31 protein-coding genes and 1 pseudogene are annotated in these 26066 nt (G+C 67.2%); 4 read left to right on the top strand and 28 right to left on the bottom strand.

Annotated features, from left to right (window positions below):
• Positions 1-23: 23 nt before the first annotated feature.
• Both rpsI and rplM read right to left on the bottom strand, forming a co-directional pair.
• Positions 24-521 carry a 30S ribosomal protein S9 gene (gene rpsI / locus JOF45_RS01240; protein WP_210047423.1) on the bottom strand — a complete coding sequence of 166 codons (498 nt, stop codon included), beginning with the start codon at positions 519-521 and terminating at the stop codon, positions 24-26.
• Between the two features lie 36 nt (positions 522-557).
• Positions 558-1001: a 50S ribosomal protein L13 gene (gene rplM, locus JOF45_RS01235; protein WP_210047422.1), complete on the bottom strand. Its 444-nt coding sequence runs from the start codon at positions 999-1001 to the stop codon at positions 558-560.
• Between the two features lie 445 nt (positions 1002-1446).
• On the opposite strand from rplM, the gene JOF45_RS01230 reads away from it, so the two are divergent.
• The 3 genes from JOF45_RS01230 to JOF45_RS01220 are packed head-to-tail and all read left to right on the top strand — an operon-like array spanning position 1447 to position 5503.
• Positions 1447-2310 (top strand): DeoR/GlpR family DNA-binding transcription regulator, encoded by an 864-nt coding sequence (locus JOF45_RS01230; RefSeq protein WP_210047421.1) that lies wholly within the window; start codon positions 1447-1449, stop codon positions 2308-2310.
• On the top strand, positions 2307-3428 hold the full coding sequence (locus JOF45_RS01225; RefSeq protein ID WP_210047420.1) for a 1-phosphofructokinase family hexose kinase: 1122 nt from the start codon (positions 2307-2309) through the stop codon (positions 3426-3428). Before JOF45_RS01230 ends, JOF45_RS01225 begins: the two co-directional genes overlap by 4 nt.
• The gene (locus JOF45_RS01220) at positions 3422-5503 is read left to right on the top strand and encodes a PTS fructose transporter subunit IIABC (RefSeq protein ID WP_210051184.1); all 2082 of its coding nucleotides are present in this window, start codon (positions 3422-3424) and stop codon (positions 5501-5503) included. The genes JOF45_RS01225 and JOF45_RS01220 overlap by 7 nt, the downstream gene beginning before the upstream one ends.
• 213 nt (positions 5504-5716) lie before the next feature.
• On the opposite strand, the gene JOF45_RS01215 is transcribed toward JOF45_RS01220, so the two are convergent.
• The 5 genes and pseudogenes from JOF45_RS01215 to JOF45_RS01195 form a co-directional block, all read right to left on the bottom strand.
• On the bottom strand, positions 5717-6889 hold the full coding sequence (locus tag JOF45_RS01215; protein ID WP_210047419.1) for a mannitol-1-phosphate 5-dehydrogenase: 1173 nt from the start codon (positions 6887-6889) through the stop codon (positions 5717-5719).
• A 133-nt stretch (positions 6890-7022) separates the two neighbouring features.
• A complete protein-coding gene (locus tag JOF45_RS01210; RefSeq protein ID WP_210047418.1) occupies positions 7023-9110 on the bottom strand; it encodes a PTS mannitol transporter subunit IICBA in 2088 nt (695 codons plus the stop codon).
• A gap of 70 nt (positions 9111-9180) precedes the next feature.
• Positions 9181-10836 carry a phosphoenolpyruvate--protein phosphotransferase gene (ptsP, locus tag JOF45_RS01205; protein ID WP_210047417.1) on the bottom strand — a complete coding sequence of 552 codons (1656 nt, stop codon included), beginning with the start codon at positions 10834-10836 and terminating at the stop codon, positions 9181-9183.
• Positions 10837-10856: 20 nt separating this feature from the next.
• A complete protein-coding gene (locus JOF45_RS01200; RefSeq protein ID WP_210051183.1) occupies positions 10857-11123 on the bottom strand; it encodes an HPr family phosphocarrier protein in 267 nt (88 codons plus the stop codon).
• Positions 11124-11219: 96 nt separating this feature from the next.
• Positions 11220-11477 (bottom strand): annotated as a pseudogene (locus JOF45_RS01195) (PTS sugar transporter); the annotation flags it as partial.
• A gap of 154 nt (positions 11478-11631) precedes the next feature.
• Here JOF45_RS01195 and JOF45_RS01190 point away from each other — a divergent pair.
• Positions 11632-13542, top strand: a complete 1911-nt coding sequence (locus JOF45_RS01190) for a BglG family transcription antiterminator (protein ID WP_210047416.1) — start codon at positions 11632-11634, stop codon at positions 13540-13542.
• A gap of 427 nt (positions 13543-13969) precedes the next feature.
• Here JOF45_RS01190 and JOF45_RS01185 read toward each other — a convergent pair whose 3' ends face one another.
• From JOF45_RS01185 to rpmC, 21 genes are all read right to left on the bottom strand, one after another.
• Positions 13970-14818, bottom strand: a complete 849-nt coding sequence (locus JOF45_RS01185) for a tRNA pseudouridine synthase A (RefSeq protein ID WP_210047415.1) — start codon at positions 14816-14818, stop codon at positions 13970-13972.
• A 127-nt stretch (positions 14819-14945) separates the two neighbouring features.
• Positions 14946-15503 carry a 50S ribosomal protein L17 gene (gene rplQ / locus JOF45_RS01180; RefSeq protein ID WP_210047414.1) on the bottom strand — a complete coding sequence of 186 codons (558 nt, stop codon included), beginning with the start codon at positions 15501-15503 and terminating at the stop codon, positions 14946-14948.
• 37 nt (positions 15504-15540) lie between these two features.
• Complete coding sequence (locus JOF45_RS01175) at positions 15541-16554, bottom strand: DNA-directed RNA polymerase subunit alpha (RefSeq protein ID WP_210047413.1); 1014 nt, start codon at positions 16552-16554, stop codon at positions 15541-15543.
• 113 nt (positions 16555-16667) lie between these two features.
• Positions 16668-17069, bottom strand: coding sequence for a 30S ribosomal protein S11 (gene rpsK / locus JOF45_RS01170; RefSeq protein WP_210047412.1), 402 nt, complete (start codon positions 17067-17069; stop codon positions 16668-16670).
• Positions 17070-17083: 14 nt separating this feature from the next.
• A complete protein-coding gene (gene rpsM, locus JOF45_RS01165; RefSeq protein WP_210047411.1) occupies positions 17084-17452 on the bottom strand; it encodes a 30S ribosomal protein S13 in 369 nt (122 codons plus the stop codon).
• Positions 17453-17650: 198 nt separating this feature from the next.
• Positions 17651-17764 carry a 50S ribosomal protein L36 gene (gene rpmJ, locus JOF45_RS01160; protein WP_188684561.1) on the bottom strand — a complete coding sequence of 38 codons (114 nt, stop codon included), beginning with the start codon at positions 17762-17764 and terminating at the stop codon, positions 17651-17653.
• A 13-nt stretch (positions 17765-17777) separates the two neighbouring features.
• Positions 17778-17999, bottom strand: coding sequence for a translation initiation factor IF-1 (gene infA, locus JOF45_RS01155; protein ID WP_210047410.1), 222 nt, complete (start codon positions 17997-17999; stop codon positions 17778-17780).
• A 171-nt stretch (positions 18000-18170) separates the two neighbouring features.
• Complete coding sequence (gene map / locus JOF45_RS01150; protein ID WP_210047409.1) at positions 18171-19019, bottom strand: type I methionyl aminopeptidase; 849 nt, start codon at positions 19017-19019, stop codon at positions 18171-18173.
• 3 nt (positions 19020-19022) lie between these two features.
• Positions 19023-19589, bottom strand: coding sequence for an adenylate kinase (locus tag JOF45_RS01145; RefSeq protein WP_210047408.1), 567 nt, complete (start codon positions 19587-19589; stop codon positions 19023-19025).
• Positions 19586-20893, bottom strand: a complete 1308-nt coding sequence (gene secY / locus JOF45_RS01140) for a preprotein translocase subunit SecY (protein ID WP_210047407.1) — start codon at positions 20891-20893, stop codon at positions 19586-19588. Before secY ends, JOF45_RS01145 begins: the two co-directional genes overlap by 4 nt.
• Positions 20894-21007: 114 nt before the next feature.
• Positions 21008-21499, bottom strand: coding sequence for a 50S ribosomal protein L15 (gene rplO / locus JOF45_RS01135; RefSeq protein WP_210047406.1), 492 nt, complete (start codon positions 21497-21499; stop codon positions 21008-21010).
• 2 nt (positions 21500-21501) lie between these two features.
• Positions 21502-21732, bottom strand: a complete 231-nt coding sequence (gene rpmD, locus JOF45_RS01130) for a 50S ribosomal protein L30 (protein WP_210047405.1) — start codon at positions 21730-21732, stop codon at positions 21502-21504.
• Positions 21732-22472: a 30S ribosomal protein S5 gene (gene rpsE, locus JOF45_RS01125; RefSeq protein WP_210047404.1), complete on the bottom strand. Its 741-nt coding sequence runs from the start codon at positions 22470-22472 to the stop codon at positions 21732-21734. Before rpsE ends, rpmD begins: the two co-directional genes overlap by 1 nt.
• The gene (gene rplR, locus JOF45_RS01120) at positions 22469-22840 is read right to left on the bottom strand and encodes a 50S ribosomal protein L18 (protein ID WP_188684545.1); all 372 of its coding nucleotides are present in this window, start codon (positions 22838-22840) and stop codon (positions 22469-22471) included. The genes rpsE and rplR overlap by 4 nt, the downstream gene beginning before the upstream one ends.
• A 3-nt stretch (positions 22841-22843) precedes the next feature.
• Positions 22844-23380, bottom strand: coding sequence for a 50S ribosomal protein L6 (gene rplF, locus JOF45_RS01115; RefSeq protein ID WP_210047403.1), 537 nt, complete (start codon positions 23378-23380; stop codon positions 22844-22846).
• A 20-nt stretch (positions 23381-23400) separates the two neighbouring features.
• Positions 23401-23799 (bottom strand): 30S ribosomal protein S8, encoded by a 399-nt coding sequence (rpsH, locus tag JOF45_RS01110; protein WP_210047402.1) that lies wholly within the window; start codon positions 23797-23799, stop codon positions 23401-23403.
• Positions 23800-23889: 90 nt separating this feature from the next.
• Positions 23890-24468: a 50S ribosomal protein L5 gene (gene rplE / locus JOF45_RS01105; protein WP_210047401.1), complete on the bottom strand. Its 579-nt coding sequence runs from the start codon at positions 24466-24468 to the stop codon at positions 23890-23892.
• Positions 24468-24797, bottom strand: a complete 330-nt coding sequence (gene rplX / locus JOF45_RS01100; RefSeq protein WP_210047400.1) for a 50S ribosomal protein L24 — start codon at positions 24795-24797, stop codon at positions 24468-24470. The genes rplE and rplX overlap by 1 nt, the downstream gene beginning before the upstream one ends.
• Positions 24798-24800: 3 nt before the next feature.
• The gene (rplN, locus tag JOF45_RS01095; RefSeq protein ID WP_210047399.1) at positions 24801-25172 is read right to left on the bottom strand and encodes a 50S ribosomal protein L14; all 372 of its coding nucleotides are present in this window, start codon (positions 25170-25172) and stop codon (positions 24801-24803) included.
• A gap of 326 nt (positions 25173-25498) precedes the next feature.
• Complete coding sequence (gene rpsQ, locus JOF45_RS01090; RefSeq protein WP_210047398.1) at positions 25499-25786, bottom strand: 30S ribosomal protein S17; 288 nt, start codon at positions 25784-25786, stop codon at positions 25499-25501.
• A 2-nt stretch (positions 25787-25788) separates the two neighbouring features.
• Positions 25789-26064, bottom strand: coding sequence for a 50S ribosomal protein L29 (gene rpmC, locus JOF45_RS01085; protein WP_210047397.1), 276 nt, complete (start codon positions 26062-26064; stop codon positions 25789-25791).
• Positions 26065-26066 lie beyond the last annotated feature (2 nt).

The following is a 26066-nucleotide window of genomic DNA, read 5'->3' as shown; positions in this document are numbered from 1 at the left end:
CAGATGTACCGAGTATGCGGCGATCAGCGCTTGGAGTACTGCGGGGCCTTGCGTGCCTTCTTGAGACCGGCCTTCTTGCGCTCCACGGCGCGTGCGTCGCGGGTCAGGAAGCCTGCCTTCTTCAGCGCAGCGCGGTTGTGATCGCGGTCGATCTCGTTCAGCGCACGGGAGATGCCCAGGCGCAGGGCGCCGGACTGGCCAGAGGGGCCGCCGCCGTCGATGCGGGCGACGACGTCGTAGGCGCCTTCCAGACCGAGCAGGGTGAACGGGTCGTTGACCTCCTGCTGGTGCAGCTTGTTCGGGAAGTAGTCCTCGAGCGCACGGCCGTTGATGGTCCACTGGCCGGAGCCGGGGATCAGACGGACGCGGGCACGGGCCTGCTTGCGACGGCCGATGGCTGCGCCACCGACGGTCAGCGGAGCACGCTCAGAGGAGACAGTCTCCTCAGCGGCGGGGGCGGATTCCGAGGTGTAGCTGGACAGCTCCTCGGTCTCGTTGAGCTCTTCAGTGTTCTGAGCCACGGTTCTCCTCAATAAGTCTCTAGAGTCGGGCCCGGATTACTGGGCGACCTGGGAAATTTCGAACGGCTGGGGCTGCTGAGCAGCATGCGGGTGCTCGGCACCTGCGTAGACGCGCAGCTTCTTCAGCTGGGCCCGGCCGAGCTTGTTGTGCGGCAGCATGCCCTTGACGGCCAGCTCCACCGCGCGGGTGGGGTGGCGCTGCATCAGGTCGTTGAAGTTCAGGGACTTGATGCCGCCGGGGAAGCCGGAGTGGCGCCAGTAGCGCTTCTTCTCAGCCTTGTCACCGGTGACGGCAACCTTGTCAGCGTTGATGATGATCACGAAGTCGCCCATGTCCTGGTGGGGAGCAAAGGTCGGCTTGTGCTTGCCGCGCAGCAGCGCGGCGGACTGGGTGGCCAGGCGGCCGAGCACGACGTCGGTGGCGTCGATGATGTGCCACTGCGCGTCGGCGTCGCCGGGCTTGGGGGTGTACGTACGCACGTTGTTAATGCCTTCGGTCGGTGTTCTACGGTTCAGCGCACTGTCCTGACCGGCAGGTGAGATCCACCGGAGGCCAGTGCCTGATGCACTGTCATTCTTCGAGAGTGCGCTGTCCGGATCTCCAGGTGAGGGCTGGAGAGTTACCGGGCCCGTGGTTTCCCCTGGAGTCCGTGGAGGCTGTATGGGCCATGCAACTGAGCCGCCTCGACACGGTTCCACGCAGGGGTGGACACGCACAACAGCTGATAACTATACCCTCCGACCCCTAACGGAGCAATCGGCGGCGAGCAACCCCACGCACCCCTGGAGCCTCGCGGGCAGAAGGAGCCCAAAAGGAGACCCCGGGACCGCCCGACCCGAGCCTGTTGCAAAACACAGATATACACAGATAAAGTTCGGACAATCCCACAGCAACGTGGGTCAGAACACATCTCAGGAAGGCCTCATGCCGCTTCTGCCGCCCGAACGTCATGGGCGCATCCTCTCCCTGCTGACCCGCGAGGGCTCGGTGAGCGTCCAACAGCTGGCCGACTCCCTCGAGGTCACCCGGGAAACCGTCCGCCGCGACCTCGACCAGCTCGAGTCCGCCGGATCGCTGCGCCGCATCCACGGAGGCGCCGTAGCCTCCGGGGCCACGTCCCGCACTGAGACCTCTCTGCAGGAGCGGCTCAGCCGCCGTTCCGCACAGAAGCAGGCCATCGCCGCCGCGGCCGTGCAGCACCTGCCGCCCGAGGACGGCGGGTCGGTGATCATCGACGCCGGCACCACCACCGAGGCCCTGGCGGACCGGATCGCCGCTGCCGCCTCCCCCTCCGCCGCGACCCCCGGACAGCGCGACGCCGGCGCCCTCCCCCGCGCCGAGGACCTCGCGCTGATCACCACGGCCGTGCCCATCGCCCATAAACTCAGCAGCACCGGCGTGCTCGATGTGGAGGTCCTCGGCGGGACCATCCGCGGGATCACCGGTGCCGCTGTCGGCCAGCAGACGGTGGAGACGCTGAGCCGACGCCGCGCCGATGTGGTCTTCCTGGGCACCAACGGCATCTGCGACGACTTCGGCCTCTCCACTCCCGACACCGCCGAGGCCGCGGTGAAGACCGCCCTGATCTGCGCGGCCCGCAAACGGGTGCTGCTGGTCGACTCCTCCAAGCTCGGCGAGACCTCCCTGGTGCGCTTCGGCGGACTGGAGGACCTCGACGTGCTGATCACCGACGCCGCACCCCAGCCTGACCTGGCCGAGGCGCTGGAGGCCGCAGAGGTCGACGTCGTCATCGCCCCCGCCGATCAGCAGGCAGGAGAAGCCGCATGATCCTCACCGTCACCCCCAACCCCAGCCTGGACAAGACCGTGGAGCTGCCCGCCCCGCTGGCCGTGGGCCAGGTGCAGCGGGCCGCCGCCCAGCGAGCCGAGCCCGGCGGCAAAGGCGTGAACATCTCCCGGGCGCTGACTGCGGCCGGCGAACAGACCCTCGCCCTGCTGCCCGGTGACCCGACGGACCCGGTGCTCACCGCGCTGTCCGAGCTCGGCGTTCCGCACCGCGGCCTGCCTGTGGGAGAAGCGCTGCGCACCAACATCGCCGTCACCGACCCGGCCGGGACCACCACCAAGATCAATGAGCGCGGGCCGCAGCTGGACGCCGCCGCGATGGCCGACTTCCAAGAGATGATCCTGCGGGCCGCCCGTCGTGCGTCCTGGCTGGCCCTGGCCGGATCGCTGCCGCCCGGAGCCCCCGCCGACTTCTACGCGCAGCTGATCACCGCGCTGCGGGAGAACACCGCCGACGACGCCGGCCGCCCAGGCCCGAGCACAGCCGACGGCGCGGATACGGATGCGGGCGCGCAGCGCTCGGTGCCACTGGTGGCTGTGGACGCCTCGGGCGAGGCCCTGGCCGCCGCAGCCGCCGCGGGCCCGGACCTGATCAAGCCCAATGCCGAAGAGCTGCTGGAGCTGCATACCGCTCTGTGCGGAGCCGAGGCCGCCCCTGCCGCGCGCGCCGCCGGCGTCGTGACTCCTTCGGTGACTCCGGAGGAGCTGGAGGCCGATCACGCCCTGGTGCTGCAGCTGGTCCGCGACTGTCAGGCCCATGGCGTCCGCGCCGCCCTGGTCACCCTGGGCGCCCACGGGGCCCTGCTGGTGCCTGCTCCGGGACCCGTTCCGGGGCCCGGTGCCGTCGAGCCGGTGCTCACCGCCTCAGGCCCGCCCCTGGTGGTGCGCAGCACCGTCGGTGCCGGCGACGCTTCGCTGGCGGGCTGCCTCAGCGCTGCCGCCCGCGGCGCCGGACCGGAGGAACAGCTCCGCCACGCCATGGCCCAAGGCCGTGCCGCCTCTTCCCTACCGGGATCCACGATGCCCGGCCCCCACGACCTCCGACTCAGCGACGTGACCGTCGCAGAGCTCACCCCAGAGACAAAGGACACCGCATCATGACCATCATCACCGAGGATCTGGTCAGCCTGGACACGCTGAAGGCCGAGACCCCGCGGGAGGTCATCCGAGCCATCGCCGAGCAGATCGCCGCCGCAGGACGCACCGACGACGCCCAAGCCCTCTTCGACGGCGCCTGGGCCCGTGAGGAGAGCTCAGCCACCGGCATGCCCGGCGGCTTCGCCATCCCCCACTGCCGCACCTCCGCGGTGGAGCAGCCCACAGTGGCCTTCGCCCGGCTGGCCACACCGGTGGACTTCGACTCCGGGGACGGCGACGCCGACCTGGTCTTCTTCATCGCAGTGCCCGACGGCGCCGACACCGATCACCTGAGCATCCTCTCCACCTTGGCGACCTCGCTGATGCGCGACGAATTCGTCCAGCGGCTGCGTTCGACCCAGGACGCCGGGGAGGTCGCGGCCATGATCCAGGAGGCCGCCGACCCGTCGCCGGCCGAGGAGCCGAATGAGGCTGAGCAGGCCGATGCGTCGGCGTCGGGCGCCGCAGCTTCAGCGGATGCGGCGTCGGATGCGCCTGCCCCGGCGCGGACCGTGGTGGCGGTGACCGCATGCCCCACCGGCATCGCCCACACCTATATGGCCGCTGACGCGCTCAAGCAGGCCGCCCAGCGCCTGGGCGTGGACCTGCACGTGGAGACTCAGGGATCGGCCGGCTCCTCTGCGTTGGACCCGCAGGTGATCAGCCGCGCCGAGGCCGTGATCTTTGCCGCCGATGTGGACGTCCGGCAGAAGGACCGCTTCGCCGGCAAACCCGTGGTGACCTCGCGGGTCAAGCGCGGGATCGACGAGCCCGAGCAGATGCTCCAGGAGGCACTCGCCGCCGCCGAGGATCCGCAGGCCCAGACCGTCAGCACCGAGAGCGCCTCCGCCGAGGCCGAGGAAGGCTCCTCCTCGGAGAGCTTCGGCCGAGCGGTGCAGCGGGTGCTGATGACCGGAGTCAGCTACATGATCCCTTTCGTGGCGGCCGGAGGCCTGCTCATGGCCCTGGGCTTCCTGCTGGGCGGCTACACCATCGACGGGGTGGCCGAAGAGGTCGCGCTGAACAGCTCACTGTGGAACCTGCCCACGGCCGACCAGCTGCCGGACCCCTTCCTCGGATGGGGTGCCCTGGGCGGATACCTGGGCTCTGTGTTCTTCCTGATCGGAAGCACCGCGATGAGCTTCCTGGTGCCCGCACTGGCCGGCTACATCGCCTACGGCATGGCTGACCGCCCGGGCATCGCTCCGGGCTTCACCGCCGGTGCGATCGCGGTGACCATGGATGCCGGCTTCATCGGCGGCATCGCCGGCGGTGTGCTGGCCGGGCTGGTGGCCGCAGGCTTCCGCCGGCTCAGCGTGCCGCGCTGGCTGGCCGGACTGATGCCCGTGGTGATCATCCCGCTGTGCGCCTCCATCGCCGCCGGCGGACTGATGCTGCTGGTCCTGGGAGCACCGATCGCCTCTCTGACCGCCTCTCTGGAGACCTGGCTGGCGTCGATGACCGGTTCGGCCGCGATCCTGCTGGGGATCGTCCTCGGCCTGATGATGTGCGTGGACCTGGGAGGCCCGGTCAACAAGGTGGCCTACTCCTTCGCGGTGGCCGGTGTGGGCGCTGCCTCCACCTCCTCGGAGGCCCCGCTGATGATCATGGCCACGGTCATGGCCGCCGGTATGGTCCCGCCGCTGGGCCTGGCGCTGGCCACGTTCCTGCGCGGTCGCCTCTTCACCGCGGCCGAGCGTGAGAACGGCAAGACCGCTGTGCTGCTCGGTGCCGCCTTCATCTCCGAGGGCGCCATCCCCTTCGCCGCAGCAGACCCGCTGCGCGTGCTCCCCGCCGCCATGGCCGGCGGCGCCACCACCGGAGCACTGTCCATGGCCTTCGGGACCACCTCTATGGCGCCGCACGGCGGCGTGTTCGTGCTCTTCGCCATCGACCCCTGGGCGATGTTCCTGGTGGCGGTGCTGGCCGGCGCAGTGGTCACGGCGCTGAGCGTGATCGCGCTGAAGCAGTGGACCCGCCCGGCTGCGGCCCAGCCCGGGACGGAGACGGCGGCGACGACCCAGCCGGTCGCCTCCTGAAGCGTCAGGTGTGTTGAGATCTCGGGAACTCCCCCTCTCAGGAGGGCAGTTCCCGAGATCTCAACACACCGGCGGGCATAACAGCAGACCAGACGACGACGGCGCCCCGTCGGCCCTCCGAGGAGAGCTGACGGGGCGCCGTCGTTCTGTCTTCAGCTCCAGCGTCGTGCCTTCAGCTGGCGAGCAGCCGGAGCTCAGCCGTTCTGGTTCGGCTCAGCCCTGGCGAGCTCTCACCAGCGCCACCACGGAGGTGAAGAGCGGGTGCTCGGCGCTCAGGCCGGTGACCTGCTCGGTGAAGGCCTCAGCGCTGAGCTCGCCCAACAGCTTCTGCAGCTCCACGGCCTGCTCATCCTCCGGCAGGGAGAACTCCAGAGCCGCACCGACCACGGCCAGCAGGCCCTGGGCGGAGAGGCCCCGCTCGGCGGCCTCGGCGGCCGGGCCGATCAGCCGTTCGTTGCGGGAGAGCTTGCGCAGCGGCTGGCGTCCCACGCGGTCGGCGGTGTCCGGCAGCGCGGGGTTGCGGAAGCGGCCCAGGATGGTGGTCCGGTAGGCCTCCATCTCCTCCGCGCTGAAGCCGTGCTTGGCGCAGAGCAGCGCGGAGGTCTCCTCCAGGGCTGCGGTCACACCGGCGGCCACCTGCTCATCGGCCAGGGCCTCGGCGATCTTCTCCCGACCAGCGCGGGTGCCCAGGTAGGCGGCCGCTGCATGGCCGGTGTTCACGGTGAAGAGCTTGCGTTCGATGTAGGGACCCAGCTCATCGACGAAATGGGCACCGGGGATGTTCGGCAGGTTCCCGCCGAAGGCTCCCTGCTCGATGGCCCACTCGTAGAAGGGCTCCACGGTCACGTCGACGGCGACGCCCCCGCCCGGTGCCTCAGCCGGCTGGCCAGGCACGATCCGGTCCACCGCGGTGTTCGCGAAGACCGCCTTGGCCTCCAGAGAGGCCCAATCGTCGCCGGCGAGTTCCACGATGTGCTCACGCAGAGTGTCCGTGGCACCGATGGCGTTCTCACAGGCCATGACCTGCAGCGGGGCGGCCTCCTCGGAGCGCTCGCGCAGTCCGGCCAGGATATGTGGCGCGATGAACTTCAGGATCGTGGGTCCCACTGCCGTGGTGACCACCTCGGCGGAGGCCACCTCGGCGGCCACAGCCTCTGGGTCTGAAGCGGAGTTCAGCGCGCGGAAGCCGGTGATGACCGTGTCCCGGTTCTCACGGCCGGGGCCGCCGTCGCCGACTTCGTGGACGGTGTAGGACTCCGCTGCGGTCAGAGCATCCACCAGGGGTGCCGCCACGTCGGAGAACACCACCTCGTAGCCGCCCTCGTGCAGCAGCATGCCGACGAAGCCGCGGCCGATGTTCCCGGCCCCGAAGTGAACTGCTTTCATGGATCTCTTCCTATCCCTCGGTGTGTCCCTGAGTATGTCCCTCGGTGCGGATCGTGTACCGGATTGTGGCGAATGGGGCGATTGCGGTCCCCATTGCCGAGAATCCGGTACACGATTCGATGGGTGGCGGGCTTCAGCCGTCGTTGACGGCGGAGAGCATCTGGAGCAGCTCCTCCTCGCTGGAGGCTGCGCGCAGCTGAGCGACCTCGTTCTCCTCAGCGAAGAGCACGGCGATCCTGGAGAGGATCTCCAGGTGCTCATCGCCGACACCGGCGATGCCGATCACGAAGTCGGCCTGATCACCGGCCCAGTCCACACCGCCGTCGTAGCGGACCACCGACAGCGCCGAGGCCTTGACCGCGTCTTTGGCGTCGTTGGTGCCGTGCGGGATGGCCAGGCCGTTGCCCATGAAGGTGGAGACGGTCGCCTCACGGTCCTTCATGGCCTGCAGGTAGTCCTCGGTGACCGCGCCGGAGTCGACCAGGATCTGCGCGGCCTCAGCCAGCGCCTCCTCCTGGGTGGCCGAGCCGGAGTGGATCCGCACCTGACTCAGAGTCAGAATGCCGGAGTCAGCGGTCTCGGGGACCGGTGCTGCATCAGCTTCAGCCGACGCAGCGGACACAGCAGGGGCGGCCGACGACGCCGACCCCTCCCCTGCTCCCACCGCGGCGGGCTGGCGCGAGTTCTGCACCAGTTCCACGACCTCGTCATATTCGGGTGCGTCCATGAAACTGTCCACCGAGACGTGGATGGCCTCCGGCTCCTGGCCGCGGGCACGGTCGGTCAGCGACTCCTGGGTGATGACCAGGTCGGTGTCTCCCGGCAGGGCCGCGATGGCCTTATTGGTGACCTCCACGCCCTCGATGCCGGCGGCCTTGAACTTCTTGCGCAGCACCGAGGCACCCATGGCGGAGGAGCCCATGCCGGCGTCGCAGGCGAAGATGACCTTCTGGATGACCTTCTCGGTCTGGGCTGGCACCGCAGCGGCGTCGGCCAGGTCGGAGAGGTGGCTGGAGGACTTGCCCTTGGCGGCGGCGGTCTTGGCCACAGCCGAGGTGAACCCGTCCTCGCCGGCCAGGTCCTTCTTCCGGTCCTTGAGCAGGATCAGCGCCGCGACGGCGAAGGTCACCGCAGCCGCGAGGATCCAGGACAGAGTGACGCCGATGATGTTGCCCATGCCGCCGCCCAATGACTGGAGGTATACGGCGATGACCGAGCCCGGCGCGGCCGGACCCTGCAGGCCGACCTCCAACAGCATATTGGTGGTCACACCGGTGGCCCCGCCGGCGATGACTGCCAGCAGCAGCGCCGGCTTCATCAGCACATAGGGGAAGTAGACCTCGTGGATGCCGCCCAGGAAGACGATGATCGCAGCGCCGGGTGCGGTGGCCCGGGCGGCGCCGACGCCGAAGACGGAGAAGGCCAGCAGCAGACCCAGGCCCACGCCCGGGTTCGCCTCCAGCAGGAACAGGATGGACTGTCCGGCCTCGCCGGAGGCCTCCTGGATGCCCAGCGGGGTGAGCACGCCGTGGTTGATGGCGTTGTTGAGGAAGAAGACCTTGGCCGGTTCGATGATCACCGAGGCCAGCGGCAGCAGACCGTGGTCCACCAGGAAGCCCACGACGGTCTCCAGGACGTTCATCAGTCCGTTGATGACCGGGGCCAGTCCGAAGAATCCGCCGATCACCAGGAAGAATCCGAGGATGCCCGCAGAGAACATGTTGACCAGCATCTCGAAGCCGGCGCGGATCTTGCCCTCCCAGAGGCCGTCCAGCTTCTTCATGATCCACGCGGCCAGCGGGCCCAGGATCATCGCCCCGATGAACATGTGGACGTATTCGAGCTGCTCGGCCTCGGGCAGCCCGGCGTTGAACTGGTCGACGATGTGGTCAGATCCGGCGATGACGCCGAGGGCGGCGATGCCGCCGACGACGGCGCCGCGCATGTCGTAGACCATCTTGCCGCCCTGGACCGCGATGAGGATCGGCAGCAGGTAATGGATCATCGGGAAGATCGCCGTGTCCAGGGCCTCTGCGGGCGCCCAGCCGGTGGTCCATTCCCCGATGTTGACCAGCACTGCGGTCAGGATCCCCCAGGCGATGAGCGCAGGGATCACGGGCATGATCATGCCCGACATGAAGGATCCGACCTTCTGGATCCCGACGCGCAGGGCGCCGGGCTGCTTCTGTCCGTCGGCTGATTCAGCCGTTGCGGTGGACATATTCTGTGCCTTCCTCATCCTTGAGAGGGTGCGGAGTCAAGGGGTGTGAAGTGGTTATGGACGCGGTGTCTCAGGCCTGCGACGCCGCCAGGGCGGCCTTCCGCGCCTCAGCCGCCGAGGAGGCGCCCAAGGCGGCCTGCGCCACGGCCCGCGCCTGCTCTGCGGAGTGCAGCGTCAGCTCGGTGCGGACATCGGAGAGGGCCGCCGGCGCCATGGACAGGGTGTTCACTCCCAGACCCACCAGCACCACCGCCAGCAGCGGGTCCGCGGCGGCCTCGCCGCAGACGCCCACCGGCTTGCCCGTGGACTGTCCGGCGGCGCCCACTTCGCGGATCAGCCGCAGCACAGCGGGGTGCCACGGGTCCTGGAGGTGCGAGACCGAGCCGAGCATGCGGTCGGCGGCCATCGTGTACTGGGTCAGGTCGTTGGTGCCGATGGAGGCGAAGTCGACCTCACCCAGGATGTCCTCGGCCAGCAGCGCGGAGGAGGGGACCTCCACCATCACGCCCGCGGTCTTCAGGCCTTTGGCGTGGGCCAGTTCGGAGAAGCGCTGAGCCTCCTCCACAGTGGAGACCATCGGGGCCATGACCCACAGGTCAGCCTCTGTGGCCTCCTGGGCCTGGGCCAGGGCGGTGAGCTGATCGTCGAGGACCTGCTCATCGGCCAGCAAGGCGCGCAGGCCGCGCAGACCCAGAGCTGGGTTCTCCTCCTCGGTGTTGGTGAGGAAGCTCAGCGGCTTGTCCGCACCGGCGTCGAGGGCTCGGACCACGACCTTCCTGCCGCCGAAGGCCTGCAGCAGCGCCGTGTAGGACTCGGTCTGCTCCGCCACTGTGGGGGCCTCATCCGAGGAGAGGAAGAGGAACTCGGTGCGGAACAGGCCCACACCTTCGGCTCCCAGCTCCACCGCCTCGGCGGCACCCTCGGGCGAGCCGAGGTTGGCCAGCAGCGGGACCTCGGTGCCGTCGGCGAGCGCGCCGGGGGCCATCGGGGCGGCCTGCACGGCCGCACGCTGGGCGATGCGCTGTTCGGCGTCGTCGATCTGTTCCTGTGTGGGAGCCGTGATGACGGTGCCGGCGGCGGCATCGACGATGACGTCCTCCCCACCGGTCAGCTCCTCTGCCGCGGCGACGCCGACCACTGCGGTGATGGCCTTCTCCCGGGCCAGGATGGCCGTGTGGGAGGTGGGGCCGCCTTCGATGGTGACCAGTGCCAGAACCTTCTCCAGGTCCAGCAGCGCCGTATCAGCGGGCGCGAGGTCCTCGGCCACCAGCACGAACGGATGACGCGGATCCGGAACGCCGGGGGCCGGAAGCCCACGCAGGCGGGCGATGACCCGCTGAGCGACGTCGTTGAGGTCCGCAGCCCGCTCCCCCAGGTAGCCGCCCAGGGATTCCATGGTCCGGCGGAATTCGTCGAAGGCCTCGAACACAGCCCACTCACCGGTCTTGCCGGCCTGGGTGCGCTCGGATACGGCGTCGGCGAGTGCGGGGTCCTGGGCCATCATGGCCTGGGCCTCGAGGACGTCCTTGGCCTGGCCGCCGGCCTGCTCGCCGCGGGCGGCCAGCTCCTCGGCCACCGCCTGGACAGCCTCGGCCACCCGCTGGGACTCCTCTTCAGGGCTCAGCTGGGAGGGTACGTCCTGCGGCGGCGCCGGCAGTGCGGCCATACGTGCCACGGGGCCACGGGCGATGCCGCGGCCGATTCCTGTTCCGGTGAGGTCAGTCATCGAAGGGGTCCCCACTGTCCTCACGCGTCGTGATCGGTGGTGAGGAACTGCTCAAGGGTGTCGAGAGCCTGCTCCTCCTCGCCGCCCTCAGCGGTGAGGGTGACCTCGTCGCCCTTCTCCACGCCCAGGGAGAGCACGGTCAGGATGGATGCGGCGTTGACGCTCTTCTCACCCTTGGCCAGGGTGATCGTGGAGCCGGTGCCCTGGACTGCCTCCACGAAGAGCTTGGCCGGGCGGGCATGAAGCCCGGAGGAGGATGCGACGGTGACGGTGCGCGATGCGGACATGGAGTTTCCTTCTTCCGTGATCTCGGCTGCCGGGGAGCTCTTCCCGGCAGGCACAGCGAGGACCTCGCGAAGCACCGAGAGGGCCCGGGTTCCGTCGAGGTCACTGTAGATATCGTCAGGAAGCACAGTGATGAGGGGGCCGCGCTCTCCGGTCAGGCCGCGGATGTCGTCTGCCGTGTCCGCCATATGCGGGCCCAGCAGCACGACGTCGGCGGTGTCCAGCTCGTAGAGCAGGGAGGACCCGTTCCCGGCGTGGGCCTGATGCCCGAGGCCTTCGGCGCGCAGAGCGCTGTTGAGCCGCTGGGCGACAAACGTGGACGACGCGCCCGCGCCGCACACCACCAGGATCTTCATCGATCTGCCTTCCGTCCTTCTCCCCTCCAGTGTCCCGTGACCCAGTCCACAGCGACAGCCTGAGGGACTCAGAGTTCTTTCCGCCCCTGCGGAAAGTGGGCGCTATGGTCGTGCTCCGAACTCGATAGGGTGGCCCTGTGGAGAGGACAGCCGGGTGAGCCGCAGACGTCAGGAACAGCTGATCGGGCTGCTCATGCGCGAAGAGGGATGGATGCCTTCGGCGGCCCTGGCGGATCGTCTGGGAGTGACCCCGCGCAGTGTGCGCTCCTACATCGCAGCGATCAACGCCCAGGCCGACGGCGCGGTGGAGTCCGGACCGGCCGGCTACCGCGCCGACCGCAGCGTGTTGGCCGGCCTGCGAGCCAAGGACTCCCGGCCCAAGACCGCTCCCCGGGACCGGCTGCACGCCCTGGTCCGCGAGCTCTTGGAGGCCTCCTCCGGCGTGGACCTCTACCGGGCGGCCGAACGCCTGCATGTCTCCGAGGCCACCCTGGAGGCAGACCTGGTCCGGGTGCGTAGCCTGCTGCACGGCACCGGTCTGGCCCTGGAGCGCTCCGGTCCGCGGCTGCTGCTGGTCGGCGGGGAGCTGGAGCAGCGAAAGCTGGTCTCCACACTGGCTCACGCTGAGATGGAGCACGGCTACTTCGACGTCGAGGGGATGCGTCGCGGTGCCGGCATCGGCGCGGTGGACAGCTCCGCCTTCGGCCCCTTCAAGAGCGAACTGGCCGCTGAGCTGGCCGAGCAGGGCTATTACGTCAACGAATTCGCCACCGCCGATGTGGTGCTGCATGTGGCCATCGCCGCAGAGCGCGTCTCCCAGGGGCGCGCCGTGGAGGGCACTCCGGTGGAGCCCGCCGAGCAGCAGGAGCGGATCGCTCAGCTGCTGGGGCGGCTGAGCAGCCGGCACTTCGGAGTCAGCCTGGGCCGTGGAGATCTGAACCATCTGGCCTCCCTGGTGCTGACCCGGGTGGTCGCCCCCGGCGGGGACCCCTCCACCCAGATCGCCCTGGACCCGGCAGTGGAGGCCGCTGTGGCGGAGGCGGTGCAGCGGGCCGCTCGGGAGTACACGGTGGACATCGACCATGCGGCCTTCGTGCGGCGGCTGAGCCTGCACGTGCAGAACCTGGCTCACCGCGCCCGGGAACAGGCCTGGTCGCGGAATCCGCTGACCCGTTCGCTGAAGACGGCCTATCCGATGATCTTCCAGGTGGCGGTCTCCATCTCCGACGAGCTCTCCCAGGTGTTGGAGATCCCGCTGCGCGATGACGAGATCGCCTACATCGCCATGCATGTGGGCGGGCAGCTGGAGCGCAGCCGGCGGGCCGGGGAGGCACTGACCGCCACGATCGTCTCTCCCGGCTACTACGAGATGCACGAGCTGCTGCGGGCCCGGATCGACAAGTCCCTGGGCAGCGGGATCGAGGTGACCCGGATGGAGACCCGGGTGGATCCGGACTGGTCCTCCATCGACACCGATCTGGTGCTGACCACCATCGAGCCGCCGACTCCGGATGAGCGCACCGTCCACCTTCCGCCCTTCCTGACGGATCAGGACATGGAGAGGATCGCGGCGGCGGCCGGCAGGCGGCGCCGTGCCCACCGGCTCGCCCGACTCCGCGGCGAGCTGGAGTCCTATCTGGACCCTTCTGCCTTCCTGCGCCCGCTGAAGGCCGCCGACGAAGAGGACGCGATCCGTCAGCTGGCCGCCCCGCTGCGGGATCGCGGCGTGATCGACCAGGATTACATCGAGCGGACGATCGAGCGCGAGCAGCTCTCCTCCACAGCCTTCACCGATTCGCTGGCGGTGCCGCATGCGCTGAAGATGACCGGCACCACGACAGCCATCTCACTGGGCATCGCAGAGGGATCGCTGCCCTGGGGCGAGTGCCGAGTCCAGGTAGTGGCTCTGGTGGCCTTCAGCGAAGAGGAGCGCTCGGCCTTCCAGACGATCTTCGAACAGCTGGTGGAGGTCTTCAACGAGCCCGACTCCGTGCAGCGGCTGCTGCGCCGCGGTACCGACTTCTCCAGCTTCCTGGACGAACTGGTGGCGATCATCGACGGCTGAGTCGGCCAGGGCGGGCCGGCTCGGCTCTGCTCTGCTCTGCTCTGCTCTGCTCTGCTCTGCTCTGCTCTGCTCTGAACGGCACGGCTCTGAACGGGCCGTGCCCGCTCAGATCTTGGAGTATCCCTCTTCGCCTGCGGCCTCTTCAGCGGCCGGAGCACTGGTCCTGGAGCGGTAGAAGTAGAACAGCGCCGCCAGGATGGCCAGCACGACGACGGCGCCGATGATCCACCAGAGCCAGAGGGTCCCGCCAGCAGCCGCCCGCCTGCCGGATCGGGTGCACCGGCCGTCATGCTCTGCGATCGCGCCGTCGTCCGTCCCACCATGTCTGCGTCCTCCTGGGTATGCCTGCGGCCCTGGTCGTCCGGCCTGCCTGGGGCTACGTTACCGCGATCACATCGACCAGCACAGAGCTGCCGGGGCCCTACGCTCACGTGGGACGCAGGGCGCGGGTCTGCTCCGCCCGTGCCCGCAGCCGATCATCGTCCGGGTACTGCACCGATTCCAGGACCAGACCGTTCGGCGGGGCCAGACGCACCGAGGAGTCCCAGCTGGGCCGCTCCAGACGGCTCAGCACCCAGCCCGGCTCCCGGCGCCCCTCCCCCACCTCGATGCAGGCGCCGATCAGCGCCCGGACCATGTGGTGGCAGAACGCATCCGCCCTCAGGTGGGCCACCAGCACATCGTCGGGGCCCCGACGGATGCTGAAGTGCTGCAGCTGCCGAACGGTCGTGCTCATCTCCCGCGGCTTGCAGAAGCTGCCGAAGTCGCGCACTCCCCCGTCAGCAGCCACAGCTGAGGTCGCCTCAGCGTCCATGAGCCCCTCGTCCAGGGCCCGGGGATGCCAGGCGGTGTCGAAGCGGCGCAGCGGATCTCTGCGCTGCGGCCCGTCGGCCAAGCGGTAGCTGTAGCTGCGGCTCAGCGCGGAGAACCGCGCGTCGAAGTCATCAGGGACCGCCGCGGCACGGTGGACGATGACCGCGCCGTCCTGGCGCGAGAGCACGCCTCCGATCCTGCGCAGCATCGCCTCAGCCGGCGTGATGTCCCGGCCCCGGGCAAGTCGGTGCCACTCCTCCTCGGTGAGGTCGAAATGGACCACCTGACCGCGGGCATGCACGCCCGCATCCGTTCTGCCGGCCACGACCACCGGGACCTCCCGGCGGATGAGCGTGGCCAGGCCTTCCTGCAGCACGCCCTGGACGGTGGGCAGCCCAGGCTGGGCCGCCCATCCTCGGTAGGCGTTGCCGTCGTAGGCGAGGTCAAGACGGATTCTGGGCATGGTCCCAGCCTATCGCCGCTGCAGCCGCACACGCCCGACGCCGCCCTCTCCCCACACAGCCCTCAGACACAGAGAAGCGCCCCGGACCAGACGGTCCGGGGCGCTTCCCATGAAGAGCGTCAGAGGATCACTTGTCCTCGGACTCCTCGGAGGTCTCAGTCTCCTCGGCGGGAGCCTCAGCGGTCTCCTCGGCCTCGACCTCGGCAGCCTCCTCGGCGGGAGTCTCCTCAGCCTCGACCTCAGCGGGCTCCTCCGGCGCAGCGGCGGCGGTGGCCTGCTCTGCGTCGGCGACGACCTTCTGCTTCGGGGAGACCGGCTCCATCACCAGCTCGATGACAGCCATCGGAGCGTTGTCGCCCTTGCGGTTGCCGACCTTGGTGATGCGGGTGTAGCCGCCCTCGCGCTCGGCCATGGCCGGTGCGATCACGGTGAACAGCTCGTGGACGATCGCCTGGTTGGTGGCGTTCTTCGCAGAGAGCTGGCCGACCACCTTGCGGCGTGCCGCCAGGTCACCCTTCTTGGCGAAGGTGATCAGGCGCTCAGCGAAGGGCTGGACACGCTTGGCCTTGGTCAGGGTGGTGGTGATCGAGCGGTTCTCGAACAGGCTGGCAGAGAGGTTCTGCAGCATCATCTTCTCGTGCGTCGGGCTGCCGCCCAGGCGCGGTCCCTTAGTGGGGGTAGGCATTGTCTTGTTCTCCTAGAAATATATGTGCCGCAGCGGCTCAGTACTGCTGCTCGTCGTCGAGGTCCTCGTCCTCGCCCGCCTCCTGGAAGCGCGCGGCGGTCGGGTCGAAGCCGACCGGGGAGTCCTTCAGGGACAGACCCAGCTCGGTCAGCTTGTCCTTGACCTCGTCGATGGACTTCGCACCGAAGTTGCGGATGTCCATCAGGTCAGCCTCGGAGCGTGCCACGAGCTCACCCACAGTGTGGATGCCCTCGCGCTTGAGGCAGTTGTAGGAACGGACCGTCAGCTCGAGGTCCTCGATCGGCAGAGCCATGTCCGCAGCCAGGGCTGCATCCGTCGGGGACGGACCGATCTCGATGCCCTCGGCGGCCACGTTGAGCTCACGGGCCAACGAGAACAGCTCGACCAGAGTGGTGCCTGCCGATGCCAGAGCGTCGCGCGGAGCCACAGAGGGCTTGGTCTCGACGTCGACGATCAGCTTGTCGAAGTCGGTGCGCTGCTCGACACGGGTCGCCTCAACCTTGAAGGAGACCTTCAGGACTGGGGAGTAGATGGAGTCGACCGGGATGCGGCCGATCTCCGAGTCGGCGACCTTGTTCTGTGCAGCAGAGACATAGCCGCGGCCGCGCTCGACGGTCAGCTCCATGTCCAGCTTGCCGTCCTCGTTGAGGGTGCCGAGGTAGAGGTCCGGGTTGTGGAACTCGACGCCGGCCGGCGGGGTGATGTCAGCAGCGGTGACCGCACCGGGGCCCTCCTTGCGGAGGTAGGCCACGACGGGCTCGTCGTGCTCGGAGGAGACCGACAGCTTCTTGACGTTAAGCACCAGCTCGGTGACGTCCTCCTTGGCACCGGCGATGGTGGTGAACTCGTGCAGCACGCCGTCGATCCGGATGCTGGTCACAGCAGCACCGGGGATGGAGGACAGCAGGGTGCGGCGCAGCGAGTTGCCCAGGGTGTAGCCGAAACCGGGCTCCAGGGGCTCGATGACGAAACGCGAACGGTTATCTGCGACGACTTCTTCGGTCAGCGTGGGGCGCTGTGCAATGAGCACGTGTGATTCCTTTCAGAGTGCATCCGCTATATGACGCAAACTCACTGATTATGATGCTCGGCCCGCGCCCCGGCGCGGAGCCGGGGCGGGGGCTGGGGCCAATAGAAGGTCGCTCAGACGCGACGGCGCTTCGGCGGCCGGCAGCCGTTGTGGGCGCTGGGGGTGACGTCGGAGATGGAGCCGACCTCCAGGCCTGCGGCCTGCAGGGAGCGGATCGCGGTCTCGCGGCCCGAGCCCGGGCCCTTCACGAAGACGTCGACCTTGCGCATGCCGTGCTCCTGTGCGCGCTTGGCGGCCTGCTCGGCTGCCATCTGAGCGGCGTAGGGAGTCGACTTGCGGGATCCCTTGAAGCCCACCTCGCCGGAGGAGGCCCAGGAGACCACGGCGCCGGTCGGATCCGTGATGGACACGATGGTGTTGTTGAAGGTCGACTTGATGTGAGCCTGACCCTGGGTGATGTTCTTGCTTGCCTTACGGCGCGGCTTACGAGCCGCAGCGCGAGTCTTGGGGGGCATATCTTCTCCTGTGACTACTTCTTCTTACCTGCGACGGTCTTCTTCGGGCCCTTGCGGGTGCGGGCGTTGGTCTTGGTCTTCTGACCTCGCACCGGCAGACCGCGGCGGTGACGGAGGCCCTCGTAGGAGCCGATCTCGACCTTGCGGCGGATGTCGGCGGAGACCTCACGGCGGAGATCACCTTCGACGGTGAAGTTGCCCTCGATGTAGTCACGCAGAGCGACCAGCTGATCATCAGTCAGGTCCTTCACGCGGGTGTTGGGGTCAACACCGGTGGCCTCAAGGGCCAGGGCGGCGCGGGTCTTGCCGACGCCGTAGATGTAAGTGAGTGCGATCACCGTGCGCTTTTCGCGCGGGATGTCCACACCTGCCAGACGTGCCACGTGGCAGTCCTCCTTCTGCTTGTCCGAAGGTCTTCAGCAGTGCATGTCCCGGCATCGGAGGTGATGCCTGTGCGGGTCCCCGGCCTTCGGCAACCGGAGGTGTGCTCGTCAGCTCGTCCGAGCTGCACTGCCATGATTCTTTTGAGCTGTAGTCAGCGCGGGTGCGCCCTCACCTGAACGGGTCGTACAGTGAGGAGCTCAGCCCTGGCGCTGCTTGTGGCGCGGGTTCTTGCAGATCACGCGGACGACACCCTGACGACGAATCAGTTTGCAGTCCGAGCAGACCGGCTTAACGCTCGGCTGAACCTTCATGGGTTCTCCTAAATCACTTGTACCGGTAGACGATGCGTCCACGGTTGAGGTCATACGGGCTCATCTCCACCACAACCCGGTCCTCCGGGAGGATACGGATGTAGTGCTGGCGCATCTTGCCCGAGATCGTGGCCAGGAGGATGTGCTCGTTCTCCAGCCGGACCCGGAACATTGCATTCGGGAGGGCCTCGATGACCTGACCCTCTACTTCGATGACGCCTTCTTTTTTGCCCATGACTCCCCAACCTGGTTGTGTTGCTGGTTCAGGTCTCCGGGCACACCCCGTCCAGCCCGTTTATAGGCAGGGGTTAACCACAGAGACAACCAGCAGTCCATCGTACACGCCGGGACCGAATTCAGCCAATCGTCGCGGGTCGGTGCTAGGCGCCGCGGCGAGGCGCGTGCCTCACTGGCCGATCGGCACAGGGGTGACGCCCAGCGGCTCCAGCTCGGAGGCGCCGCCGTCGGGCGCGGTGAGGACCCAGATGCCGCCGTCGTGACGGGCCACGGAGTGCTCCCACTGGGAGGCACGGGATCCGTCCGAGGTCACCACGGTCCAGTCATCGGAGAGGACATCGGTCTCGATGCCGCCGCGGGTCAGCATGGGCTCGATCGCCAAGGCCATGCCCGGGCGGACCTTGGTGCCCTTCATGCCGGTGGAGTAGTTGAAGACGTCGGGAGCCATATGCATGGCCGAACCGATGCCATGGCCCACGTAGTCCTCGAGGATGCCGAGACGCCTGCCGGGCTGGGATCGGACATAGTCCTCGATCGCTTCGCCGATCTCACCGATGTGCTTGGCCTGGGCGAAGGCCGCGATCCCCCTCCACATGGCATCACGAGTGATCGCAGAGAGGCGTTCGTCCTCGGCATCCGCAGTCCCCTGTTCGGAGGATCCGAGGATGACGGTCCGTGCCGAGTCGGAGTGCCAGCCGTCGATGATGCAGCCGGCGTCGATCTTGAGCACATCGCCCGCCTCCAGCACCCGGTCCCCGGGGATGCCGTGGACGACTTCCTCGTTGACCGAGGCACAGATGTGGCCGGGGAAGCCGTGATAGCCGAAGAAGTTCGGCTCCGCACCCCGCTCAGCCAGGTGCGCGGCGAAGATCTCGTTGAGCTCGCCGGTGGTCTTCCCCGGGGCCGCCGCAGCGATGACAGCGTCCAGCCCCTCGCAGAGCACTGTGCCGGCGGCGTCCATCGAGGAGAGCTGATCTGCGGACTTGAGCTCCACGCGGCCCCGGGAGAAGACACCCATCCGTCAGGCCTTCAGCGCTTCTGCGATACGAGCCTCGACCTCTTCGACCTCGCCCAGGCCGTCGACCTGCTTGAGCACCCCGCGCTGGCGGTACTCCTCGATCATCGGGGCGGTCTCCTGCTCGAAGACCTCCAGGCGGTGGCGGATGACCTCTTCGGTGTCATCGGCGCGGCCGTCGATCTCAGCACGCCTGACCAGCCGACTGATCAGCTCCTCGCGGTCAGCGGTGAGCTCCAAGACCACATCCAGCTCGACGCCGAGCCGGGCGGTGATCTCGTCGAAGGCTGCCACCTGGGTGCGATTGCGCGGGTAGCCGTCCAGCAGGAACCCATCCTTGGCGTCGTCCCAGGTGAGACGATCCTCGATCATCCGGTTGGTGACGGAGTCCGGGACGAGGTTTCCGGCGTCGACGTACTTCTGGGCCTCCTTGCCCAGCTCCGTCTGACCCTTGATGTTCTCCCGGAAGATGTCACCGGTGGAGATGGCGACGATGCCATGCTCCTCGGAGATCTTCTTGGACTGGGTTCCCTTGCCGGCCCCGGGGGGACCGACGATCAGCATACGAGTCATCGCAGCAGCCCTTCGTAGTTCCGTTGTTCCATCTGTGCGTTGATCTGCTTGACCGTGGTCAAGCCCACACCAACCATAATCAGGATAGACGTTCCGCCGAAGGGGAAGTCCTGGTCAGCGCCGATCAGCACGAATGCGATCAGCGGGATCAGGGCGATGAAGCCCAAGTAGAGGGAGCCCGGGAACGTAATACGGGAGATCACATATGCCAGGTAGTTCTCCGTGGGGCGTCCGGCGCGGATGCCGGGGATGAAGCCGCCATATTTGCGCATGTTCTCCGCGACCTCGTTCGGGTTGAACGTGATGGTCACGTAGAAGTAGGTGAACCCGATGGTCAGCAGGAAGAAGGTGACCATGTAGACCGGGTGGGCGCCGGTGCCGAAGTACTGCTGGATCCACTGGGCGATCTGGCTCGGCTCCTCCCCCGGCGCGGGCTCGTTGAACTGCATGAGCACCTGCGGAAGCATCAGCACCGAGGAGGAGAAGATGACCGGGATGACGCCGGCCATGTTGACCTTGATAGGGATGTAGGTCGAGGTGCCGCCGACAGTCCGACGACCAACCTGCTTCTTGGCGTACTGCACGGGCACACGGCGCTGGGACTGCTCGACGAACACCACGGCCGCCACGATCGTCAGGCCGATCAGGCAGACGATGGTGAAGGTCTGCCAGCCCTGAGTGGTCCAGATGGCAGCCATCGAGCCGGGGAAGCCGGCGGCAATGGAGACGAAGATGAGGATGGACATGCCGTTGCCCACGCCGCGCTCGGTGATCTGCTCACCGAGCCACATGATCACAGCCACACCGGAGGTCATCACCAGGATCATCAGCAGGATGGTCGCGAGGTTGTCCTGCGGGATGATCGGGATCTCACACTGCAGCAGCGCCCCGGAGCGCGCCATGGAGACCAGCGTGGTGGCCTGGAGCGTCGCCAGGGCGATGGTGATGTAGCGCGTGTACTGGGTCAGCTTGGACTGACCCTGCGGGCCCTCGCGCTGCAGGGCCTCGAACCGCGGGATGACCACGCGCAGCAGCTGCACGATGATCGCCGCGGTGATGTAGGGCATGATCCCCAGGGCGAAGAGCGAGACCTGAAGCATCGCTCCGCCGGAGAACATGTTGACGAAGTTATAGAGGCCGCCGTCGGTTCCGCCCATATCCAGGCACGCCTGAACAGCGTTGTAGTCCACACCGGGTGCCGGGATGAAGGCACCGATCCGGTAGATCGTGATGATCCCGATGGTGAACCAGATCTTCCGGCGCAGATCGGGCGTTCTGAACACCCTGGCAATAGCGCTGAACAAGCGTCCTCCTCTATGGGTCTGGCGACCACACGGTCAGTCATCCTAACGTGAACGGCCCTCCCCGGTCTCCTTGAGGGAGTCCGGGGAGGGCACAGGTTCACATCAGGCTGATCGTCATTCCGCCTTCGCGGCAGCCTTCAGCGGGAGCTGCTCCACGGAGCCGCCCGCCGCCTTGATCTTCTCCTCAGCGGAGGCCGAGAAGGCGTGAGCCTTCACGTTGACCGCCACGGAGATCTCGCCGGAGCCCAGAACCTTCACCGGGCGGCCCTTCTTGGCCACGCCCTTGGCGATCAGGTCCTCTGCTGCGACGTCGCCGCCCTCCGGGAAGAGCTGGCCGAGCTTGGCCAGGTTCACCGGGGAGTACTCGACGCGGAACGGGTTCTTGAACCCGCGCAGCTTCGGAAGGCGCATGTGCAGCGGGAGCTGACCACCCTCGAAGCCGGCGCGGACCTGGTAACGGGCCTTCGTACCCTTGGTACCACGGCCTGCGGTCTTGCCCTTCGATGCCTCACCACGGCCCACACGAATGCGGTCCTTGCGAGAGCCGGGGGCCGGACGCAGGTCGTGAACCTTGAGGACGTCGGACTGAGCAGTGTTCTCTGCCATCCTTACTTCGCCTCCTCAACCTTCACGAGATGCTTCACCGAGTTGAGCATACCCACGGTCACGGCGTCGGCGTCGCGGACCACAGTGTGGCCGATCCGCTTCAGGCCCAGGGACCGCACGGTCTCCCGGTGCTTGGGGGTTGCGCCGATGACCGACTTGGTCTGGGTGATCTCCAGCTTGGAGTCGCCGACCTTCAGGTTCACTGCGGTGTTGTACTGAACGGGCTTGGCCATCATGCACCTGCCTTCTCGGCACGCGCTGCGCGGTCCTCCTGCATGGTGCGGAGCATCGGAGCGGGTGCCACCTCGTCGAGTGCCAGACCGCGGCGTGCTGCCACTGCCTCGGGCTCCTCGAGCTGCTTGAGGGCGTCGATGGTGCCGTGAACGATGTTGATGGCGTTCACCGAGCCCATGGACTTGGTCAGCACGTCGTGGATGCCTGCGCACTCCAGGACGGCACGGACCGGACCGCCGGCGATCACACCGGTACCTGCGGATGCCGGACGCAGCAGCACGACGCCGGCTGCATCCTCACCCTTGACCAGGTGCGGGATGGTGGAGCCCACGCGCGGGACGCGGAAGAAGTTCTTCTTCGCCTCCTCGACACCCTTCTGGATGGCGGCGGGGACCTCTTTGGCCTTGCCGTAGCCGACGCCGACGGTTCCGTCGCCGTCGCCCACGACCACCAGTGCGGTGAAGCTGAAGCGACGACCGCCCTTGACGACCTTGGAGACACGGTTGATAGTCACGACGCGCTCGAGGAACTTGTCCTTCTCCTCGTCACGACCGCCGCGGCCACCACGGCCTCCACGGCCCTCGTTGCGACCGCCGCGGCCACCACGGCCGCCATCGCGGCCGCCGCGCTGGCCCTGGTTCTGCTGGCCGACGCCCTGAGCCTGCTCAGCAGTCTCGGCGGCGGCGTTCTCGTTGGACTCAGTCACCTGTGCGTCCTTCTCGTTGGTGTTCTCGCTCACAGCTTCAGCCCACCTTCCCGGGCGCCGTCGGCGACGGCGGCCACACGACCGTGGTACTTGTTGCCGCCGCGGTCGAAGACCACGGCTTCGATGCCGGCAGCCTTGGCACGCTCAGCGATCAGCTCGCCGACCTTCTGTGCCTTGGCGGTCTTGTCGCCGTCGAAGCTGCGCAGGTCTGCCTCCATGGTGGAGGCGGAGACCAGAGTGCGGGACTCGAGGTCGTTGACGACCTGAGCGACGATGTGGCGCGCGGAGCGGTTCACCACGAGGCGCGGACGCTCAGCGGAACCGCTGAGCTTCTTGCGCAGGCGCAGATGGCGACGGCCGCGGGCCGCAGACTTGCTCTTGCCCTGGATACCAATAGCCATGGTTTACTTACCTGCCTTTCCGGCCTTGCGGCGAATCTGCTCGCCCTCATAACGCACGCCCTTGCCCTTGTACGGGTCAGGCCTGCGCAGCTTGCGGATGTTCGCGGCGACCTCGCCCACCTGCTGCTTGTCGATGCCGAAGACAGCAAGCTTGTTGGCGCCCTCCACGGTGAAGGTGATGCCCTCGGGGGCCTCCACCGGAACCGGGTGGGAGTAGCCGAGTGCGAACTCCAGGTCGGAGCCCTTCGCCTGCACGCGGTAGCCGGTGCCGACGATCTCGAGCTTCTTGGTGTAGCCCTCGGTGACGCCGATGATCATGTTGTTGATCAGGCTGCGGGTCAGGCCGTGCAGGGAGCGGGACTCGCGCTCGTCGTCGGGACGGGTCACCGTGATGATGCCGTCCTCGAGCTCGACGTTCACACCCTCGGAGAGGGTGCGGTTCAGCTCGCCCTTGGGGCCCTTGACCGAGATCTCCCGACCGTCGAGCTTGACCTCGACGCCGGCAGGGACAGTGATCGGAAGTTTACCGATGCGTGACATAGTGCTTCGACTCCCTTCCGTTACCAGACGTAGGCGAGGACTTCCCCGCCGATGCCCTTCTTCTGAGCCTGACGGTCAGTGAGCAGACCGGAGGAGGTGGACAGGATTGCGATGCCCAGGCCGCCCAGCACGTGCGGGAGGTTGTTGGACTTCGCGTAGACGCGCAGACCAGGCTTCGAGATGCGCTTCAGGCCGGCGATCGAGCGCTCACGGCTCGGGCCGAACTTCAGGTCGATGACCAGGGTCTTGCCGACCTCGGCCTCTTCCTCGCGGTACTCGGTGATGTAGCCCTCTGCCTTGAGGATGTCGGCGATACGGACCTTCAGCTTGGAGCTGGGCATGGAGACCTGGTCGTGGTATGCCGAGTTGGCGTTGCGCAGACGGGTCAGCATGTCTGCGACTGGATCAGTCATTGTCATAGGGGGCTGGTGCCCTTCCTCGCCACGGTTTCCTCATCTCCGGAGATTCCGTGTCCGGAACTCTGGTGAAGGGACCTGCGGCGTAGATGCTTACTGTTCGGTCTTGAAGGGGAAGCCCAGTGCACGCAGCAGCGCGCGGCCTTCCTCATCAGTCTTGGCGGTGGTCACCACAGTGATGTCCATGCCGCGCGGACGGTCGATCTTGTCCTGGTCGATCTCGTGGAAGACCGCCTGCTCAGACAGACCGAAGGTGTAGTTTCCGTTGCCGTCGAACTGGTTGGCGCTCAGACCGCGGAAGTCGCGGATGCGCGGCAGTGCGAAGGTCACGAGACGGTCCAGGAACTCCCACATGCGGTCACCACGAAGCGTGGTGAACGCACCGATCGGCTGGCCCTCACGCAGCTTGAACTGCGCGATGGACTTCCGAGCGCGGGTGATCTTGGGCTTCTGACCGGTGATGTTGGTCAGATCCTCGACTGCGCCCTGGATCAGCTTGTTGTCGCGAGCAGCCTCGCCGACGCCCATGTTGACCACGACCTTCACCAGGCCGGGGACCTCCATGACGTTGGAGTAGCCGAACTCGTCCTGCAGGGACGCCCGGATCTCCTCGCGGTACTTGGTCTTGAAGCGGGGGGTGATCTTCTGAGTCACGCTCTGCACCTCGGTCATCACAGCTCCTTTCCGGAGGCCTTGGCGAAGCGGACCTTCTTGGTCTCGCCCTCGCCGTTCTCCTCAATCCGGAAGCCCACACGGGTCGGCTTGCCGGTCTCCGGGTCCACCACGGCCACATTCGAGATGTGCAGCGGAGCCTCAGACTCGACGATGCCGCCTTCGGTGCTGCCGAACTGACCGGCGCGGAGGTGACGCTTCACGCGGTTGACACCCTCGACGACCACGCGCTCTTCGGCCGGGAGGACCTGCAGGACCTTGCCCTGCTTGCCCTTGTCCTTGCCTGCGAGCACCTGAACGAGGTCGTCCTTCTTGATCTTGTTGGCCATGAGTCAGAGCACCTCCGGGGCGAGCGAGACGATCTTCATGAACTTCTGGTCGCGAAGCTCGCGCCCCACGGGGCCGAAGATACGGGTGCCGCGCGGATCCTGGGTCTCACCCTTGAGGATGACAGCAGCGTTCTCGTCGAAGCTGATGTAGGAGCCGTCGTTGCGACGGGTCTTCTTCCGTGTACGCACGACAACTGCCTTGACGACGTCGCCCTTCTTGACGTTGCCGCCCGGGATGGCGTCCTTCACGGTGGCGACGAATGTGTCGCCGATACCTGCGTAGCGGCGTCCGGATCCACCGAGAACACGGATGACAAGGAGTTCCTTGGCACCGGTGTTGTCAGCGATCTTGAGCCGCGATTCCTGCTGAATCACTTGGTTTCTCCTGTCGTCGCACTGGTTCTCCCCCGAAGACCGGGTGAGCCTTGTGGAACTTCTAGAATGAACAACTCCCCCGCCGCTTACCCACCCAATCCTGACGGTGTGGTCAGTGGTGTGACTGGATGGCCGAGGCGGCCCTGGGGGACGTGCGCTGTCCGCGGCGACTCGACGAGTCAACGCATACGGGCGCACAGCCTCAATATCATACACGAAACAGAAAAAGACCCCAACCCGGAAGCCGGGTCGGGGTCTTTTCCTATGACGCTCTGTGCGGCGTCGGGAAGCATAGGAGCCCTGTGAGGCTCACACCAGGTGACGGATCACTTGGCCTTCTCGACGATGCGCACCAGGCGCCAGCGCTTGCTCCGGGACAGCGGACGGGTCTCGGAGATCTGGACGATGTCGCCCACACCTGCCTCACCGTTCTCGTCATGGGCCTTGAACTTGCTGTGGCTCTTCATGACTTTGCCGTAGAGCGAGTGCTTCTTGCGGTCCTCGACCTCGACGACGATGGTCTTGTCCATCTTGTCGGAGACGACGACGCCGCGCAGGTTCTTACGGTAGTTGCGCTCCGGGGCAGCGCCTGCTGTGCTGTTCTGCTCTGCCATGGTCAGTCCTCAGTCTTCTCTTCGCTGGTCTCAGCCTGGTCCTCACCGGAGGTGATGACCTCACGGATGCCGAGCTCACGCTCACGCAGGATGGTGTAGATCCGTGCGATGTCGCGCTTGACGGCCTTCAGGCGGCTGGAGTTCTCCAGCTGGCCGGTGGCCGACTGGAAACGCAGGTTGAAGAGCTCTTCCTTGGCGCTGCGCAGAGACTCGGCGAGTGCTGCGTCATCCATCTCTGCCAGCTTCTCCACTGCCAGATCCTTGGTTCCGACTGCCATCT

The organism is Nesterenkonia lacusekhoensis, from assembly GCF_017876395.1.
Lineage (GTDB): Bacteria > Actinomycetota > Actinomycetes > Actinomycetales > Micrococcaceae > Nesterenkonia > Nesterenkonia lacusekhoensis.
Note: the sequence above shows the minus strand (reverse complement) of the source record. Positions and strands in the feature narration are given on the sequence as shown.